The organism is Streptomyces sp. NPDC044921, assembly GCF_056432865.1.
Genome location: NZ_JBWKIF010000001.1, coordinates 38,278 through 52,542, shown reverse-complemented (window position 1 = coordinate 52,542; position 14,265 = coordinate 38,278). Strand labels below are relative to the sequence as shown.

The 14,265-nt window shown below is 71.5% G+C and carries 18 protein-coding genes; 9 read left to right on the top strand and 9 right to left on the bottom strand.

Annotation, left to right across the window (positions count from 1 at the left end; translation table 11 throughout):
• Positions 1 to 13: 13 nt before the first annotated feature.
• The 6 genes from AC07DA_RS00270 to AC07DA_RS00245 all read right to left on the bottom strand — a co-directional run bounded on the left by AC07DA_RS00270 (position 14) and on the right by AC07DA_RS00245 (position 4,532).
• Positions 14 to 859: a sulfurtransferase gene (locus tag AC07DA_RS00270; protein ID WP_479123131.1), complete on the bottom strand. Its 846-nt coding sequence runs from the start codon at positions 857 to 859 to the stop codon at positions 14 to 16.
• Positions 860 to 996: 137 nt separating this feature from the next.
• Positions 997 to 1,077, bottom strand: a complete 81-nt coding sequence (locus tag AC07DA_RS00265; protein WP_350310325.1) for a putative leader peptide — start codon at positions 1,075 to 1,077, stop codon at positions 997 to 999.
• A 200-nt stretch (positions 1,078 to 1,277) separates the two neighbouring features.
• Positions 1,278 to 2,018, bottom strand: a complete 741-nt coding sequence (locus tag AC07DA_RS00260) for an LmeA family phospholipid-binding protein (protein ID WP_479123129.1) — start codon at positions 2,016 to 2,018, stop codon at positions 1,278 to 1,280.
• A 206-nt stretch (positions 2,019 to 2,224) separates the two neighbouring features.
• Positions 2,225 to 3,367, bottom strand: coding sequence for a hypothetical protein (locus tag AC07DA_RS00255; protein WP_479123127.1), 1,143 nt, complete (start codon positions 3,365 to 3,367; stop codon positions 2,225 to 2,227).
• A gap of 3 nt (positions 3,368 to 3,370) precedes the next feature.
• Positions 3,371 to 3,625: a MoaD/ThiS family protein gene (locus AC07DA_RS00250; protein ID WP_479123125.1), complete on the bottom strand. Its 255-nt coding sequence runs from the start codon at positions 3,623 to 3,625 to the stop codon at positions 3,371 to 3,373.
• 55 nt (positions 3,626 to 3,680) lie between these two features.
• Positions 3,681 to 4,532, bottom strand: coding sequence for an alpha/beta hydrolase (locus AC07DA_RS00245; protein WP_479123123.1), 852 nt, complete (start codon positions 4,530 to 4,532; stop codon positions 3,681 to 3,683).
• Between the two features lie 172 nt (positions 4,533 to 4,704).
• On the opposite strand from AC07DA_RS00245, the gene AC07DA_RS00240 reads away from it, so the two are divergent.
• The 6 genes from AC07DA_RS00240 to AC07DA_RS00215 all read left to right on the top strand — a co-directional run bounded on the left by AC07DA_RS00240 (position 4,705) and on the right by AC07DA_RS00215 (position 10,247).
• Positions 4,705 to 5,484: a response regulator transcription factor gene (locus tag AC07DA_RS00240; RefSeq protein ID WP_479123121.1), complete on the top strand. Its 780-nt coding sequence runs from the start codon at positions 4,705 to 4,707 to the stop codon at positions 5,482 to 5,484.
• A gap of 128 nt (positions 5,485 to 5,612) precedes the next feature.
• The gene (locus AC07DA_RS00235) at positions 5,613 to 6,635 is read left to right on the top strand and encodes a LacI family DNA-binding transcriptional regulator (RefSeq protein WP_479123119.1); all 1,023 of its coding nucleotides are present in this window, start codon (positions 5,613 to 5,615) and stop codon (positions 6,633 to 6,635) included.
• A 111-nt stretch (positions 6,636 to 6,746) separates the two neighbouring features.
• Positions 6,747 to 7,748, top strand: a complete 1,002-nt coding sequence (locus AC07DA_RS00230) for a S1C family serine protease (RefSeq protein ID WP_479123117.1) — start codon at positions 6,747 to 6,749, stop codon at positions 7,746 to 7,748.
• Between the two features lie 32 nt (positions 7,749 to 7,780).
• A complete protein-coding gene (locus AC07DA_RS00225; RefSeq protein ID WP_479123115.1) occupies positions 7,781 to 7,957 on the top strand; it encodes a hypothetical protein in 177 nt (58 codons plus the stop codon).
• Positions 7,958 to 8,043: 86 nt separating this feature from the next.
• Positions 8,044 to 8,781, top strand: a complete 738-nt coding sequence (locus AC07DA_RS00220; RefSeq protein ID WP_479123113.1) for a response regulator transcription factor — start codon at positions 8,044 to 8,046, stop codon at positions 8,779 to 8,781.
• Positions 8,778 to 10,247, top strand: a complete 1,470-nt coding sequence (locus AC07DA_RS00215; RefSeq protein ID WP_479123111.1) for a sensor histidine kinase — start codon at positions 8,778 to 8,780, stop codon at positions 10,245 to 10,247. Before AC07DA_RS00220 ends, AC07DA_RS00215 begins: the two co-directional genes overlap by 4 nt.
• On the opposite strand, the gene AC07DA_RS00210 is transcribed toward AC07DA_RS00215, so the two are convergent.
• The 3 genes from AC07DA_RS00210 to AC07DA_RS00200 are packed head-to-tail and all read right to left on the bottom strand — an operon-like array spanning position 10,237 to position 11,456.
• Positions 10,237 to 10,425, bottom strand: coding sequence for a DUF397 domain-containing protein (locus AC07DA_RS00210; RefSeq protein WP_479123109.1), 189 nt, complete (start codon positions 10,423 to 10,425; stop codon positions 10,237 to 10,239). The genes AC07DA_RS00215 and AC07DA_RS00210 overlap by 11 nt on opposite strands.
• A gap of 18 nt (positions 10,426 to 10,443) precedes the next feature.
• Positions 10,444 to 10,650 (bottom strand): DUF397 domain-containing protein, encoded by a 207-nt coding sequence (locus AC07DA_RS00205; RefSeq protein ID WP_479123107.1) that lies wholly within the window; start codon positions 10,648 to 10,650, stop codon positions 10,444 to 10,446.
• Positions 10,647 to 11,456 carry a helix-turn-helix domain-containing protein gene (locus tag AC07DA_RS00200; RefSeq protein ID WP_479123105.1) on the bottom strand — a complete coding sequence of 270 codons (810 nt, stop codon included), beginning with the start codon at positions 11,454 to 11,456 and terminating at the stop codon, positions 10,647 to 10,649. The genes AC07DA_RS00205 and AC07DA_RS00200 overlap by 4 nt, the downstream gene beginning before the upstream one ends.
• Positions 11,457 to 11,598: 142 nt before the next feature.
• Here AC07DA_RS00200 and AC07DA_RS00195 point away from each other — a divergent pair, with 142 nt between their 5' ends.
• The 3 genes from AC07DA_RS00195 (at position 11,599) to AC07DA_RS00185 (ending at position 14,254) form a co-directional block, all read left to right on the top strand.
• A complete protein-coding gene (locus AC07DA_RS00195) occupies positions 11,599 to 11,811 on the top strand; it encodes a hypothetical protein (protein WP_479123103.1) in 213 nt (70 codons plus the stop codon).
• A complete protein-coding gene (locus AC07DA_RS00190; RefSeq protein WP_479123102.1) occupies positions 11,808 to 12,068 on the top strand; it encodes a hypothetical protein in 261 nt (86 codons plus the stop codon). Before AC07DA_RS00195 ends, AC07DA_RS00190 begins: the two co-directional genes overlap by 4 nt.
• A gap of 119 nt (positions 12,069 to 12,187) precedes the next feature.
• Complete coding sequence (locus tag AC07DA_RS00185; RefSeq protein ID WP_479123100.1) at positions 12,188 to 14,254, top strand: pectinesterase family protein; 2,067 nt, start codon at positions 12,188 to 12,190, stop codon at positions 14,252 to 14,254.
• Positions 14,255 to 14,265: the final 11 nt, after the last annotated feature.

The window sequence follows — 14,265 nt, the reverse complement described above, 5'->3', positions numbered from 1 at the left end:
CGGTCGGGGTCGCTTACTTGCCGGCGCCGAGCTCGATCGGCACGCCCACGAGGGAGCCGTACTCGGTCCAGGAGCCGTCGTAGTTCTTGACGTTCTGGACGCCGAGCAGCTCGTGCAGGACGAACCAGGTCAGCGCGGAGCGCTCACCGATGCGGCAGTAGGCGATGGTGTCCTTCGCCAGGTCGACGTTCTCCTCCGCGTAGAGGGCCTTGAGCTCCTCGTCCGACTTGAAGGTGCCGTCGTCGTTGGCGTTCTTGGACCACGGGATGTTGCGGGCGCTGGGCACGTGGCCCGGGCGCTGCGACTGCTCCTGCGGCAGGTGGGCCGGGGCGAGGAGCTTGCCGGAGAACTCGTCGGGCGAGCGCACGTCGACCAGGTTCTGCGAACCGATGGCGGCGACGACGTCGTCGCGGAAGGCGCGGATGGACGTGTCCTGGGCCTTGGCCTTGTAGTCCGTCTTCGGACGCTCCGGCACCTCGTCGCCGGGGACCAGCTCGCGGGCGTCGAGCTCCCACTTCTTGCGGCCGCCGTCGAGGAGCTTGACGTTCTCGTGGCCGTAGAGCTTGAAGTACCAGTACGCGTACGAGGCGAACCAGTTGTTGTTGCCGCCGTAGAGGACCACGGTGTGGTCGTTGGCGATGCCCTTCTCCGACAGGAGCTTCTCGAAGCCCTCCTGGTCGACGAAGTCGCGGCGGACCGGGTCCTGGAGGTCCTTGGTCCAGTCGATGCGGATCGCGTTCCGGATGTGGTTCTTCTCGTAGGCGGACGTGTCCTCGTCCACCTCGACGATGGCGATGGTCGGGTCGTCCAGGTGCTCCTGGAGCCAGTCGGCGTCGACCAGGACGTCGCTGCGGCTCATGCTCTTTCTCCTCCGGGGCAGTTGCGGCGGGGCGTGCGGGTTCTGCGAGGCGCGCCCATGACGAGGGCGGCACACGGGTGCCCTGGCGTGCAGGGCGGCGGGGATGCGCGCGCCGGGACACGGGCCGGCGCGGTCGCTCAGAAGGTGCGACAGAGCATGGCGGCGACGCGGCACAGGTCTACTGCCCGCCGCTTCGTGAGGTCCGCCTGTCGCTTCATGCCGTCGATCGTAGGGACGGTCGGGCGGGCGTGTCACCGGTGTGTCGCATATTGAGACACGATGGTCCGTATACCGGGATGGGAAACCCTTCGGCCCCCGTCCCGCAGGCCCTCCGCCCCGCTGCGACCGCCGTCACATCTACGCTGCGGACTCCGCCGTCTCGCCCACCGGACAGACCTGGTCCCGGCCCGTGTCCGTCCTACCCGGCCAGCCGGACGTCGGAACCCTTCACCGTGATCTCGACGCCGTCGGGGGCGGCCCGCACCCTGTCCAGCTTGATGCCGCCGGGCAGGCCGTCGATCCGCTGCTGGAAGTCGGTGATGGTGCGGACCCGGTTCTCGGCGAGGTCGACCCCGGCGAACCTGGGCAGCCCGTCGGCCTTCACCCGCACGGTGTCGCCGTCGACCACGGTCACGGTGCTGAGCACGGAGACGGGCTCGGGCAGCTTGGTGCCGAGGACGGTGGCCTCGACGGTGACCTTGATCTTGCCGTTGCCGCCGTCGGAGAGGCCGACGACGTTGGCCGTGACGCCCGGGGCGACCTGGGTGGGCTCCGACTTCGCCGTCTTCAGCAGCTCGTCGTAGGCGATGGTCGCGGTGCCGGTGGCCGACGTGGCGGTGGCGGAGCTGTAGTCGCCGGAGAACTCGACGCCCCTCATGTCGGCCCGGAGGTCGTCGATGCGGATCTTCCGGCCGCCGTCGCCCGCGGCGGCCTCGTAGTTCTCGATGCCGACCTCGACGTCGTCCAGGGAACCGCCGGCGACCTGGGTCAGGAACGGGAAGCCCTTGATGGACACGTCGGGCGTGGTGGCGAGGTTCTCGGTGGTCCGCAGGCGGTCGGCGACCTCGCCCTCGGCGAAGTTCACGGCGAGCCGGTCGGCGATGACGAAGAGCCCGCCCAGTACGACGACGAAGATCAGCAGTATTCGCAGTGCTCGCATGCGGTGTCGTCCCTCACCCAGTCGTTGTGCGACAGCGGTCCCCGACGACCGGGTGTGGCCGTCCCTGATGGGGTGAGGGTAACTCCGCGCGGGCCGCGGGCCCGGGGTTTGTCGATCATCTGTGACAGGCCCGGCCCGGGGCCGCCGTGCGGGGACCCGGGGCGCGTGCTGCGGGCGACGACGCGCTAAGGCCTGTCTGACAGGCCCTAGCCCAGGGCGCGCCCCAGCACGTAGACGACCGGCGCCGCGGCGGCCAGCGGCAGGGCCACGCCCGCCGTGAAGTGCACGAAGCGCGACGGGTAGTCGTAGCTGGCGACCCGGTGCCCGATCAGGGCGCACCCCGCCGCGCCCACGCCCAGCAGGGCGCCCGACGTGCCCAGTCCCGTCAGCCATCCGGCCGCCACGCCACCGCCCGCACCCGCGAGGAGCGCCACCACGACCGACGCCGCCGTCGGCATCGGCAGCGCACGCGCCAGGACCGCGAACGCCACGGCCACCGCGCCCACCGTCACCGCGTCGGCCTCCGCCGCGAGGTACCCGCCCGCCACGATCGCCAGCGCCGACGCCGCGACCGTCGCCATCAGGCCGTACATCCGCTCGTCCGGGTCCGCGTGCGACCGCAGTTGCAGGACCAGCGCGAGCAGCACCCACACGCCCAGCGTCCCGAGGATCGCCGACGGCGACCGCCCCGACGCCAGCAGCGCCGCGTCCGCGGCCAGCGCCCCGGCGAACCCCAGCGCGATGCCCTGCCGCGCGGGCCACATGCCGTTCAGCCGGAACCATCCCGCCGCCGTGACGGCCTGGAGCGCGACCAGCGGCACGAGCAGCGCGTACGTCCCGGCCGCCGCCGCACCGGCCAGCAGCAGCCCGAGCAGCGCGGTCAGCGCGGCCGGCTGCATCCCGGGCTCGATGATCGGCGACCGCCCCTCCGCCCGGGCCCGCTGGGCGTCGGTCATCCGCTTGTTCCCGCCGACGGTGGCGGGACCGTACCCGGGAGCGGGGCCGGTCGCCTCGGCGGGATCCGGCGCGGGGGCCGGTGCCGCGGGCGCGTGTCCCACCGGCGGCAGGTACGCCGTCTCCGCGGCGGCCGGCGCGGAGACCGGCTGCTGCGTCTGCGTCTCCCAGGTCTGCCCCTGCCACTGCTGGGTGTACTGCTGCGCGGCGTACGGGTCCTCGTACCCGTACTGCCCCTGCCCCTGCCCGGGCCACCCCTGCGGCTGCTGCGGTGCCTGCGGCTGCTGCTGCCCGTACGGGGCGTCATGGCCGCGGCCGTCGTAGACGCCCTGGCCGTCGTAACCGCCGCGGCCGTCGTAACCGCCCTGGTAACCGTCATACGGCTGGTTGGTCATCGCTCACCCTCCTGCGAACGGCGGGAGTACCTCGACCGTGCCGCCGTCGGCCAGCCGTACCGTCTCATGGGCGCGGGTGCCCACGGGATCACCGTCCACGAGGAACGAGCACCGCCGCAGCACGCGCTCCAGTTCGCCGGGATGCCGCTCGCGCACCCCGGCGAGCGCCTCGGCGAGCGTGGCCGCCTCGTACGCCTCCTCGGCCACCCCGGCCGCGGCCTTGGCGGCGGCCCAGTAGCGGACCGTGACCTCTGGCATCTGCTTCCTCACTCGGGACTCACAACGGGCTCACCCGACGGTGAACCCCGTCAGGCTAGCCCGCCCGGCCGGCGCCCCACTCCCCGATCCGGGCCAGCAGCCCGTCGCCCGCCGCGTGCTCGGCGTGCCCCATGCCCGGCTCCAGCCACAGTTCGCCCTGGTCACCGGCGGCGGCGGCCAGCATCCGGGGATGGTCGACGGGAAAGTAGCCGTCGGCGTCGCCGTGCACGATGAGCAGCGGGGTGGGGGCGATCCGCGGCACCGCCTCCACCGGGGAGAGCGGGACCGGGTCCCAGTCGCGGTGGTGGATGCGGGTGCGGAAGCCGTACCGGCCCAGCACCCGCCCCTCGGGCCGCGTCACCAGCCAGTGCAGCCGCCGCATCGGCGCGGTCCCCCGGTAGTACCAGCGGGCCGGCGCGCTCACCGAGACGACCGCGTCCGTACGCCCCGGGTGCAGTGCCGCGTGCCGCAGCACCACCGAGCCGCCCATGGAGAAGCCGACCGTCACCACGCGCGCGTGCCCGCGCTCCCGGGCCCACTCCACCGCCGCCGCCAGGTCGAGCACCTCCCGGTCACCGACCGTGGAGCGCCCGCCGGACATCCCGTGCCCGCGGAACGAGAAGGTGACCACCGCGCCGTGCCGGGCGAACGCCCGGGCGATGCGCCGCACGTGCGGGCGGTCCACGGCTCCGGTGAAGCCGTGGGCGACGACGAACACCGGGTGAGCGCCGGGTGTCCCCACGGCGTCGCGCGCGGCCGTGCCCGGTTCGTATACGGCGTCGATCGGCACGCCGTCGGACGTGCGCAGGAACGTCCTCACCGGCACCCGAGCGGCCGTCCCGCCGGCCGTCTCGGAGTGCGGACGATCGGTGGAACGTGCCACATGACCTGCCGGACCAGAGCTCATGTGGGCTATTCTGCTGGGCAGAGGACTCGGGCAGCGAAGCCCCCGGGTCCTTTTGTGCTTTCGGAAGCGTTGTATACGAAGCGGGAAACCGCAGGTGTACGGGGCCTTCGGGATCGCAGAGCAGTGCTGTGCCAACAAACGTCCTCGCAGGGACCGAGGAGGAACCAGACGTATGAGTTCTCTGCTGCTCCTGACCAACGCCCTCCAGCCGTCGACGGAGGTGCTCCCCGCCCTCGGACTGCTCCTGCACAACGTGCGCGTGGCCCCCGCCGAGGGCCCCGCCCTGGTCGACACCCCCGGTGCCGACGTGATCCTGGTCGACGGCCGGCGCGACCTCCCGCAGGTGCGCAGCCTGTGCCAGCTGCTGCGCTCCACCGGGCCGGGCTGCCCGCTGATCCTCGTCGTCACCGAGGGCGGCCTCGCGGCCGTCACCGCGGACTGGGGCATCGACGACGTCCTGCTCGACACCGCCGGGCCCGCGGAGGTCGAGGCGCGCCTGCGGCTGGCCATGGGACGGCAGCAGATCGGCGGCGACGACTCCCCGATGGAGATCCGCAACGGCGACCTGTCGGTCGACGAGGCGACCTACTCCGCCAAGCTCAAGGGCCGGGTCCTGGACCTGACCTTCAAGGAGTTCGAGCTGCTGAAGTACCTCGCGCAGCACCCCGGCCGCGTCTTCACGCGCGCCCAGCTGCTGCAGGAGGTGTGGGGCTACGACTACTTCGGCGGTACGCGCACGGTCGACGTGCACGTACGGCGGCTGCGCGCCAAGCTCGGCCCCGAGCACGAGTCGCTGATCGGCACCGTCCGGAACGTGGGTTATCGATTCGTTACGCCGGAGAAGGTGGAGCGCGCCGCCGAGGAGGCGAAGGCCAAGGCGGCCACGGCAAAGCCGGGCAAGACGGACGAGCCGGCCGCCCTGGACGCCGCCGAGGTGCGCGCCCAGGCGTAGGAGGCGTATCCCGTCGCCGACCTGGGCATCCCTCTTCGCACCGGGGCGCCCCGGACGGCAGTCGGGATATCGTACGGAACCTCCTTTACGCCCTGCCCGGACCGGGTATATCCGCGTAGACTCCGCGCGTGGCCAAGGTGACTCGGGATGATGTGGCGCGGCTGGCAGGGACCTCCACTGCCGTGGTCAGCTATGTCATCAACAACGGACCCCGGCCGGTCGCCCCGGCCACGCGCGAGCGTGTCCTCGCCGCGATCAAGGAACTGGGGTACCGGCCGGACCGGGTCGCCCAGGCGATGGCCTCCCGGCGCACGGACCTCATAGGCCTGATCATCCCCGACGCCCGCCAGCCCTTCTTCGGGGAGATGGCGCACGCGGTCGAGCAGGCCGCCTCCGAGCGCGGGAAGATGGTCCTCGTCGGCAACACGGACTACGTGGGCGAGCGCGAGGTCCACTACCTGCGGGCGTTCCTCGGCATGCGGGTCTCCGGGCTGATCCTGGTCAGCCACGCGCTCAACGACCTGGCCGCCGCCGAGATCGAGGCCTGGGACGCCCGGGTGGTGCTGCTGCACGAGCGCCCCGAGGCCATCGACGACGTCGCCGTCACCACGGACGACCTGGGCGGTGCCGAGCTGGCCGTCCGGCACCTGCTGGAGCACGGCTACGAGTACGTCGCCTGTATGGGCGGCATAGCCGAGACGCCCGCGGTCGGCGACCCGGTCTCCGACCACGTCGAGGGCTGGCGCCGCGCGATGGACGAGGCCGGCATCTCCACGGAGGGCCGCCTCTTCGAGGCCCTCTACAACCGCTACGACGCCTACCAGGCCGCCCTGAAGATCCTCTCGGGACCCGAGCGGCCGCCGGCGATCTTCTGCTCCACCGACGACCAGGCGATCGGCCTGCTCCGGGCGGCGCGCGAGCTGCGCATCGACGTGCCCGGCGAGCTGGCGGTGGCCGGCTTCGACGACATCAAGGAGGCGGCGCTCGCCGACCCGCCCCTGACGACCATCGCCTCCGACCGCTCGGCGATGGCCCGGGCCGCGGTGGACCTCGTCCTGGACGACGGGCTGCGGGTCGCGGGGGCCAGGCGCGAGCGGCTGAAGGTGTTCCCGTCCCGGCTGGTGGTACGCCAGTCCTGCGGCTGCCCGTAGCCGGCCGGGCCTCCCCCGCCGGGGCGTCTTCATATCGGGCATACGAGGTTCTGTCGGGCTTCTCAGCGAGCACTCAGGAAGCTCTCATGGTCGGGCGACAAGCTCGTTGCCATGACCGAGAGCTTCCACCGCAGTGGCGAGTACGAGCACCCGCACGAGGGTCAGCAGCAGGCCCCGGTGAACCCCGAGTGGCCGCCCCCGCCGGCGTACACCCCGGCGCACGCTCCGCACCAGAAGAAGCGCGGCCGCGGCCCCGTGGCCCTGATCGCCGCCGTGGCGATCGTCGCGGCGGCGATAGGCGGCGGCACCGCCTACGGCATCCAGGAACTGACCGGCAACGACACGGTCGCCTCCAGCTCCACCAGCACCACCGTGGTGCCCGCCGGCCAGAAGGGCACGGTCGCCGGGGTCGCGAAGGCGGTCAGTCCCAGCATCGTCGAGATCAGCGCCCAGTCCAACGCCGGGTCCTCCACCGGCTCCGGCGTGATCATCACCGGCGACGGCGAGATCGTCACCAACAACCACGTGATCTCCGGTGCCTCACAGATCAAGGTCACGACCAGCGACGGCAGGTCCTACACCGCGAAGGTCGTCGGCACCGACAGCAGGAAGGACCTCGCGCTGATCAAGCTGGAGAACGCCTCCGGCCTGAAGGCCGCCACGCTCGGCGACTCCTCCGGCCTCCGGGTCGGCGACCAGGTCGTCGCGATCGGCTCGCCCGAGGGCCTGTCCGGCACGGTCACCAGCGGCATCATCTCGGCGCTCGACCGTGACGTGACGGTCCCGACCGAGGCGGACCAGGGGCAGCAGCAGGGGCAGCCGGAGGACGGGTGGCCGTTCGAGTTCGGCGGGCGGCAGTTCAACGGCGACACCGGCGACGACACCACCACGTACAAGGCGCTGCAGACCGACGCGTCCCTCAACCCCGGCAACTCCGGCGGCGCGCTCATCGACATGAACGGCAACGTCATCGGCATCAACTCCGCGATGTACTCGCCGGCGGGCAGCGCCTCCTCGTCCTCCGCGGCGGGCAGCGTGGGCCTGGGCTTCGCCATCCCGATCAACACCGTCAAGGCCGACCTCGCGAAGCTGCGGGCCGGGGCGACCGACTGAGTACGGGCGGCGAGCGTCCGAGGAGCGCGGCGATGATCCAGCAGGTGACCCACACGGAGCCGGGCGGGGACCCGGCGGAGACCGGACTGGCACTGGCGGTGGCGTACGCCCTGCACGTCCCCACCGGCCGGGCACCGGAGCTGCCGGCCGGGGCGGCCCGGCGCACGGGCGGGCCGGCACCGGCCCGGCGCCGCGCGGTACGGGGCTGACGCTCCTGCCGGCACTCCCCCGCGGCGTGCGACGCTGAGAGCGTCAGAGCACCCCCGTCCCCATCACACCCGAGGACCCCGGACCCATGAGCCCCGCAGACGGCGACCGTGACCCCCAGCGCATCCTCATCGTCGACGACGAGCCGGCGGTACGCGAAGCACTCCAGCGCAGCCTCGCCTTCGAGGGGTACGGCACGGAGGTCGCGGTCGACGGCGCGGACGCCCTGGAGAAGACGGCGGCCTACCGCCCCGACCTGGTCGTCCTCGACATCCAGATGCCGCGCATGGACGGCCTGACGGCGGCGCGCCGCATCCGGGCCGGCGGCGACACCACACCGATCCTCATGCTCACCGCCCGCGACACGGTCGGCGACCGGGTCACCGGCCTCGACGCGGGCGCCGACGACTACCTGGTCAAGCCCTTCGAACTCGACGAACTCTTCGCCCGCATCCGCGCCCTGCTGCGCCGCAGCTCCTACGCGGCGGCCGTGGGCGCGGGCGACGGGGCCGACGAGGACGTGCTCACCTTCGCCGACCTGCGCATGGACCTGTCCACCCGGGAGGTCACGCGGGGCGGCCGCCCGGTGGAGCTGACGCGCACGGAGTTCACGCTCCTGGAGATGTTCATGGCGCACCCGCGCCAGGTGCTCACGCGGGAGCAGATCCTCAAGGCGGTATGGGGCTTCGACTTCGAGCCGAGCTCCAACTCCCTGGACGTCTACGTCATGTACCTGCGCCGCAAGACCGAGGCGGGCGGCGAGCCGCGCCTGGTCCACACGGTGCGCGGGGTCGGCTACGTGCTGCGGCAGGGCGGCGCCGAGTGAACAGGCTCGTCCGCCGCCTCCGTTCGCTGCCGATCCGCTCGCGCCTGGCGCTGCTGGTGGCGGCGGCGGTGGCGTTCGCGGTGGCGGCGGTGTCGGTGACGTGCTGGTTCATCGTGCAGGGGAAGCTCTACGACCAGGTGGACGGGGACCTGAAATCGTCCTACCGGACCATCCAGCAGGACGACTTCGAGGCGCTGGTCAAGGCGTGCCCCCAGACGCCGTCCAGCACGCTCGGCGGTGCTCCCCGCCCGCAGACGTACGCGCAGCTGGTGCGGGTCGACGGCAGGGTCTGCCTGTTCAGCAACCTGATGCCGCAGGTGAAGGTCACGGACGCCGACAAGGCCGTGGCGCGCGACCCCGACCCCAGGACGGCCCGGCTGCGCAACGGCAGGGACAGCGACGGCAACTCGGTGCGGGTGCTGACCACGGCGGTCATCGTCAAGGACGGCCCCTACGACAAGGGAGTGGCCGTCGACTACGCGCTGGTCATCGCGGTCCCCCTCAAGAGCACGGAGTCCACGCTCAACGAACTGGCGCTGATACTGCTGCTGGTGTCGGGCATCGGGGTGGTGGGCGCCGGGGCGGCCGGCCTGACGGTGGCCAGGGCGGGGCTGCGGCCGGTCGACCGGCTGACGGAAGCGGTCGAGCACGTGGCCCGCACGGAGGACCTGGACGTCCGCATCCCACTGGACGAGGACAGCGACGACGAGGTGGCCCGCCTGTCCCGCTCCTTCAACTCCATGACGTCAGCCCTGGCCAGCTCCCGGGAGCTCCAGCAGCAGCTCATCGCGGACGCCGGCCACGAGCTCCGTACGCCGCTCACCTCCCTGCGCACCAACATCGAGCTCCTCACCCGCAGCGAGGAGACGGGCCGTCCCATCCCGGAGGCGGACCGCAAGGCGCTCCTGGCCTCGGTGAAGGCCCAGATGACGGAACTGGCCGCGCTCATCGGGGACTTGCAGGAACTGTCCCGCCCGGACACGGGCCAGCACTCCGGCCGGACCCAGATCGTCGCCTGGCACGACACCGTGAACGCGGCGCTGCGGCGGGCCCGGCTGCGCGGCCCGGAACTGACGATCACGGCGGACGTGGAGCCCTGGTTCGTCCGCGCGGAGCCGTCCGCGCTGGAACGGGCGGTGGTGAACATCCTGGACAACGCGGTGAAGTTCAGCCCGGAGGGCGGCACGATCGAGGTGTGCCTGGCCGACGGCACGCTCACGGTCCGCGACCACGGCCCCGGCATCCCCGCCGACGAACTCCCCCACGTCTTCGACCGCTTCTGGCGCTCCCCGAGCGCGCGTGCCCTGCCGGGCTCGGGCCTGGGCCTGTCGATCGTGGCCCGCACGGTCCAGCAGGCAGGCGGGGAGGTGTCCCTCTCCCCCGCGGAGGACGGCGGCACGGTGGCGACGATCCGGCTACCGGGGGCGTCGGTCCCTCCCCCGGAGACCCCGGCACCTACTCCCTGACGAACGCGAGGAACGCCGCCCAGGGGCTCGTGCCGAACACGAGTATCGGACCGTGAGGGACCTTGCTGTCACGGACCGGGACCGTGTCCGGGTAGTGGTCGGCGACTTCGAGGCAGTTGCTGGCGCCGCCGTCGCTGTAGGAGGACTTGCGCCACTTCGCGTCGCTGAGATCTCCCACCGCGGTCACAGGCTCCTTTCAGGCCCGCAGGGCCTTGACGCCCTCAAGGAACGACGCCCAAGGGCTGGCGCCGAACACGAGTATCGGACCGTGAGGGACCTTGCTGTCACGGACCGGGACCGTGTCCGGGTAGTGGTCGGCGATTTCGAGGCAGTTGTTGTCTCCGCCGTCGCTGTAGGTGGACTTGCGCCAGACGGCAGTGCCGAAGTCAGAGGTCTGCTTCACGATCTGAGCTCCTCCAGTACGTCCCTGATGAACGTCAGCGAGTCCGGCGGTGAGAGTGCCAGGTCTCGCAGCCGATCGTAGGACAAGATGTGTCGCATGACGTCCTCTGGATCGCCCATCAACAGGCCGCCGCTGTCGCCCTCGGTATAGGCGACGGCGCTTCCGTCCCGCTGCCACAACAGGGTCAACGAGCCCCTTCCCATGAGCTCGTGGACGCCCACGGAGAACGGCAGCACTTGCACGACGACGTTGGTCCACTGAGCCACGGTCTCGAGATGCTGCACCTGACACACCCAGGTCTCCGCACCGGCCGAGGGCCGCCGAAAGGCCAACTCGTCGATGATGAAACGGACACTCGGAAGCGGGCCCCTGCTCAACAGCAACTGCCTTCCCAGGCGGGCGGCCACCTGTTCCTCGATCGCTTCGGCATCCGTTGTCTCGGCGTCAGACAACACCTCACGGGCGAAGTCCTCGGTCTGCAGCAGTCCTGGGACGCCCGGCGCGTACTTGTGCATGATCCGCGCTGTCGCCTCGAGCCGCATGAACTCCTTGTACTTGTCCTTGAAGGCGTCGTACCTCGCGATCCGCCAGAGGCTGACCAGCAGGTCACCGGACCCGTAGTAGCTGTCGAGATCCTCCATGACCGCTGCCTTGGACAGCCGTTCGCCGGTCTCCAGGCGACTCAGATAGCTCTTGTCGTAGCCAGTCTCGTCGGCCAGCTGGCCCAAGGACTTGCCCGCCTTCTCACGGAGAACCCGGAGGGCGCTCCCGAGAACAGTCCGCCCCGAGTCAACAACCCGCTCCACGTCACCCCTCCCCGTTGCCTGAGCGGCCAGGCAACACCTGGCCCCTTCCGCAGCGTAAGGGCATTCGGTGACCATGAGGGCACGAACGGTGATCTCCGCTCGTCAGACCCCCTTTGCCCCTGCCCTGAGAAGGGACGCCCCCGTGCGCCTGCGTATCGCCGAACTCTGCGAGTCCCTGCTGCTCGCCCTCGTACGGCTCCTGCTCCCCGCCCGGGGGCGGCACCGGGCCGCCGGGCCGGTCCTGGCCGTCGCTCATCCCCCGCCGCCCGGGCGACGTCACCTCGTCGAAGAGCCCCTCGTCATGGACACCCGCCTCGTACGCCCCTACCTCTCCGCCCTGGAGGTCTCCGCATGAGGCTGCTCCCCTGGACCGGTGCCGACGGCAAGCCGTGTTACCTCAGCACCGACGATCCGCACAGCCCGCTGTCCCGGCTCGCCGACGACATCGAGGCCGGGCAGCTGGCCGACGCCGAGTCGGTGCTGCACGGCGCACGGGCCGTGCTCGACGACCCCGGGGCCGGCGAGCACGCCGTCCGTTTCGCGCTGGCCAGGGCCGTGGAGTCGCTGGGTGACACACTCCGCGTCGCGGTGAGCCGGGGCGAGCGCGTCTAGGGCAAGCCGAGCATGCCGGGAGCGTGGCGAACGCGGCAACCTTCGCCCCGACCGCGGCGACTCCCCACCGAACCACCCGCACCGCGCCCCGTCCCCCCACCAGCAGAACGGATCGCCGCATGAGTGAGCTGTCCCCTCGGCCACCGCAGCCCCGCGGAGCACGTCACCGCAGGCGCCGTACCGCCCTCGCCGCCGGGATACCCCTGGCGCTCACCGCCGCCGGTGCCCTCGCCTACGGGGTCGCCCCGGGCACCCAGGCGCGCGCTTCCGCCGCCGCCCCCTCCTGGGCCTCGGACACCGCAGACGGGTTCGCCTCCGTCAACTCCCTCGGGCAGAACGGGACCTACGGCGGCCGGGACGGCCAGACCGTCACGGTGAAGACGCAGGCCGAGCTGGAGAAGTACGCCACCGCCACCGAGCCGTACGTGATCGTCGTCGCCGGGACCATCACCATGAGTCCCGTCGGCAAGGAGATCAAGGTCCGGTCCGACAAGACCATCGTGGGGCAGGGGGCCTCCGGGCACATCGTCGGCGGCGGGTTCTTCCTCGGCCAGGGCGTGCACAACGTGATCATCCGGAACCTGACCATCCGGGACGCGTACCAGGGCGTCTGGAACGACAAGGACCACGACTTCGACGCGATCCAGATGGACGGCGCCCACCACGTCTGGATCGACCACAACGACCTGCGGCACATGGCCGACGGGCTCATCGACGTCCGCAAGGACAGCACGAACGTCACCGTGTCCTGGAACAGGCTGAGCGACAACAACAAGACCTTCGGCATCGGCTGGACCGAGAACGTCAGGACCGACATCACGGTCCACCACAACTGGATCCGCGAGACCGAGCAGCGCAACCCGTCGGCCGACAACGCCGCCCACGCACACCTCTACAACAACTGGCTGGAGGACGCGCCGGGCACGAGCATCAGCTCGTCGTACGGGAACTACGCGCGCGGCGCGACGAAGATGGTGCTGGAGAACTCCTACTTCCAGGGCGTACGGAATCCCGTCATCAAGGACGGCGGCGCCGCCGTCGTGCAGCGCGGCAGTGTCTTCTCCGGGACCAGCGGGCGCAACGAGAGCGGCGGGACCGCCTTCGATCCGAAGGCCTTCTACCCGTACACCCTCGACCAGGCCGCCGACCTGCCGTCGGTCCTCAAGGCAGGCGCCGGGCCCCGCGCCACGATCGGCACGACCGCCGCCGCCTCCACCAAGGCCGCCGCCGCGACGACCCTCACCGTCGCCAAGGACGGCAGTGGCCAGTACACGTCCGTCCAGGCCGCCGTGAACGCCGTGCCCGCCAACAACCCCTCCCGTGTCGTCATCGCCGTGAAGCCGGGCACGTACCGGGAGCCGGTGAAGGTGCCGGCCGGCAAGCCGCACGTCACCATCCAGGGCACGGGCGGCAGCCGCAAGGACACGACGATCGTCTACGGCAACGCCTCCGGCTCGCCCAAGCCCGGCGGCGGTACGTACGGCACCGGCGGCAGCGCCACCGTCGCCGTCGAGGCCGACGACTTCCAGGCGCGGAACCTGACCATCTCCAACGACTTCGACGAGAAGGCCAACCAGGGCCTGAACGGGCACCAGGCCGTGGCACTGCGGACGGCGGCGGACAAGGTGTTCCTGGACGGGATCATCGTCAGCGGCGATCAGGACACGCTGCTGCTCGACACCGCCGCCAAGGACCGGCTGGGCCGGGTCTACATGAGCAACAGCTACGTCATCGGGAACGTCGACTTCATCTTCGGCCGGGCCACGGCCGTCGTCGACAAGTCCGTCATCACGCTGAAGAAGCGCTGGGACGGCACCTCCGCCGGGTACGTGACCGCGCCGAGCACCGCCGCGAACCGCAGGGGCATCCTGATCGCCAACTCCACGGTGAACGGGGACGTCTCGGCCGGCAGCTTCCACCTCGGCCGGCCCTGGCACGCGGGCGGGGACGCCTCGCTCGACCCGCAGACCACCGTCCGCAACACCAACCTCAGCGCCGCGGTCAAGTCCGCGCCCTGGACCGACATGAGCGGCTTCTCCTGGAAGGACGACCGGTTCGCCGAGTACGGCAACCACGGCCCCGGCGCGGGCCCGGCGAGCACCGACCGACCTCACCTGAGCGACGCGCAGGCCGCCGACCAGGAGGTCGGGGACTGGCTCGCGGGGTGGACGCCCTCGGCGTCCTGACGACTCCCTTC

Coding starts and splice junctions, on each gene's coding strand:
- AC07DA_RS00245 (WP_479123123.1), bottom strand. CDS start 4,532: ATGAGCTCTGGTCCGGCAGGTCATGTGGCACGTTCCACCGATCGTCCG.
- AC07DA_RS00240 (WP_479123121.1), top strand. CDS start 4,705: ATGAGTTCTCTGCTGCTCCTGACCAACGCCCTCCAGCCGTCGACGGAG.
- AC07DA_RS00255 (WP_479123127.1), bottom strand. CDS start 3,367: ATGACCAACCAGCCGTATGACGGTTACCAGGGCGGTTACGACGGCCGC.
- AC07DA_RS00220 (WP_479123113.1), top strand. CDS start 8,044: ATGAGCCCCGCAGACGGCGACCGTGACCCCCAGCGCATCCTCATCGTC.
- AC07DA_RS00225 (WP_479123115.1), top strand. CDS start 7,781: ATGATCCAGCAGGTGACCCACACGGAGCCGGGCGGGGACCCGGCGGAG.
- AC07DA_RS00270 (WP_479123131.1), bottom strand. CDS start 859: ATGAGCCGCAGCGACGTCCTGGTCGACGCCGACTGGCTCCAGGAGCAC.
- AC07DA_RS00190 (WP_479123102.1), top strand. CDS start 11,808: ATGAGGCTGCTCCCCTGGACCGGTGCCGACGGCAAGCCGTGTTACCTC.
- AC07DA_RS00185 (WP_479123100.1), top strand. CDS start 12,188: ATGAGTGAGCTGTCCCCTCGGCCACCGCAGCCCCGCGGAGCACGTCAC.
- AC07DA_RS00265 (WP_350310325.1), bottom strand. CDS start 1,077: ATGAAGCGACAGGCGGACCTCACGAAGCGGCGGGCAGTAGACCTGTGC.
- AC07DA_RS00250 (WP_479123125.1), bottom strand. CDS start 3,625: ATGCCAGAGGTCACGGTCCGCTACTGGGCCGCCGCCAAGGCCGCGGCC.
- AC07DA_RS00230 (WP_479123117.1), top strand. CDS start 6,747: ATGACCGAGAGCTTCCACCGCAGTGGCGAGTACGAGCACCCGCACGAG.
- AC07DA_RS00260 (WP_479123129.1), bottom strand. CDS start 2,018: ATGCGAGCACTGCGAATACTGCTGATCTTCGTCGTCGTACTGGGCGGG.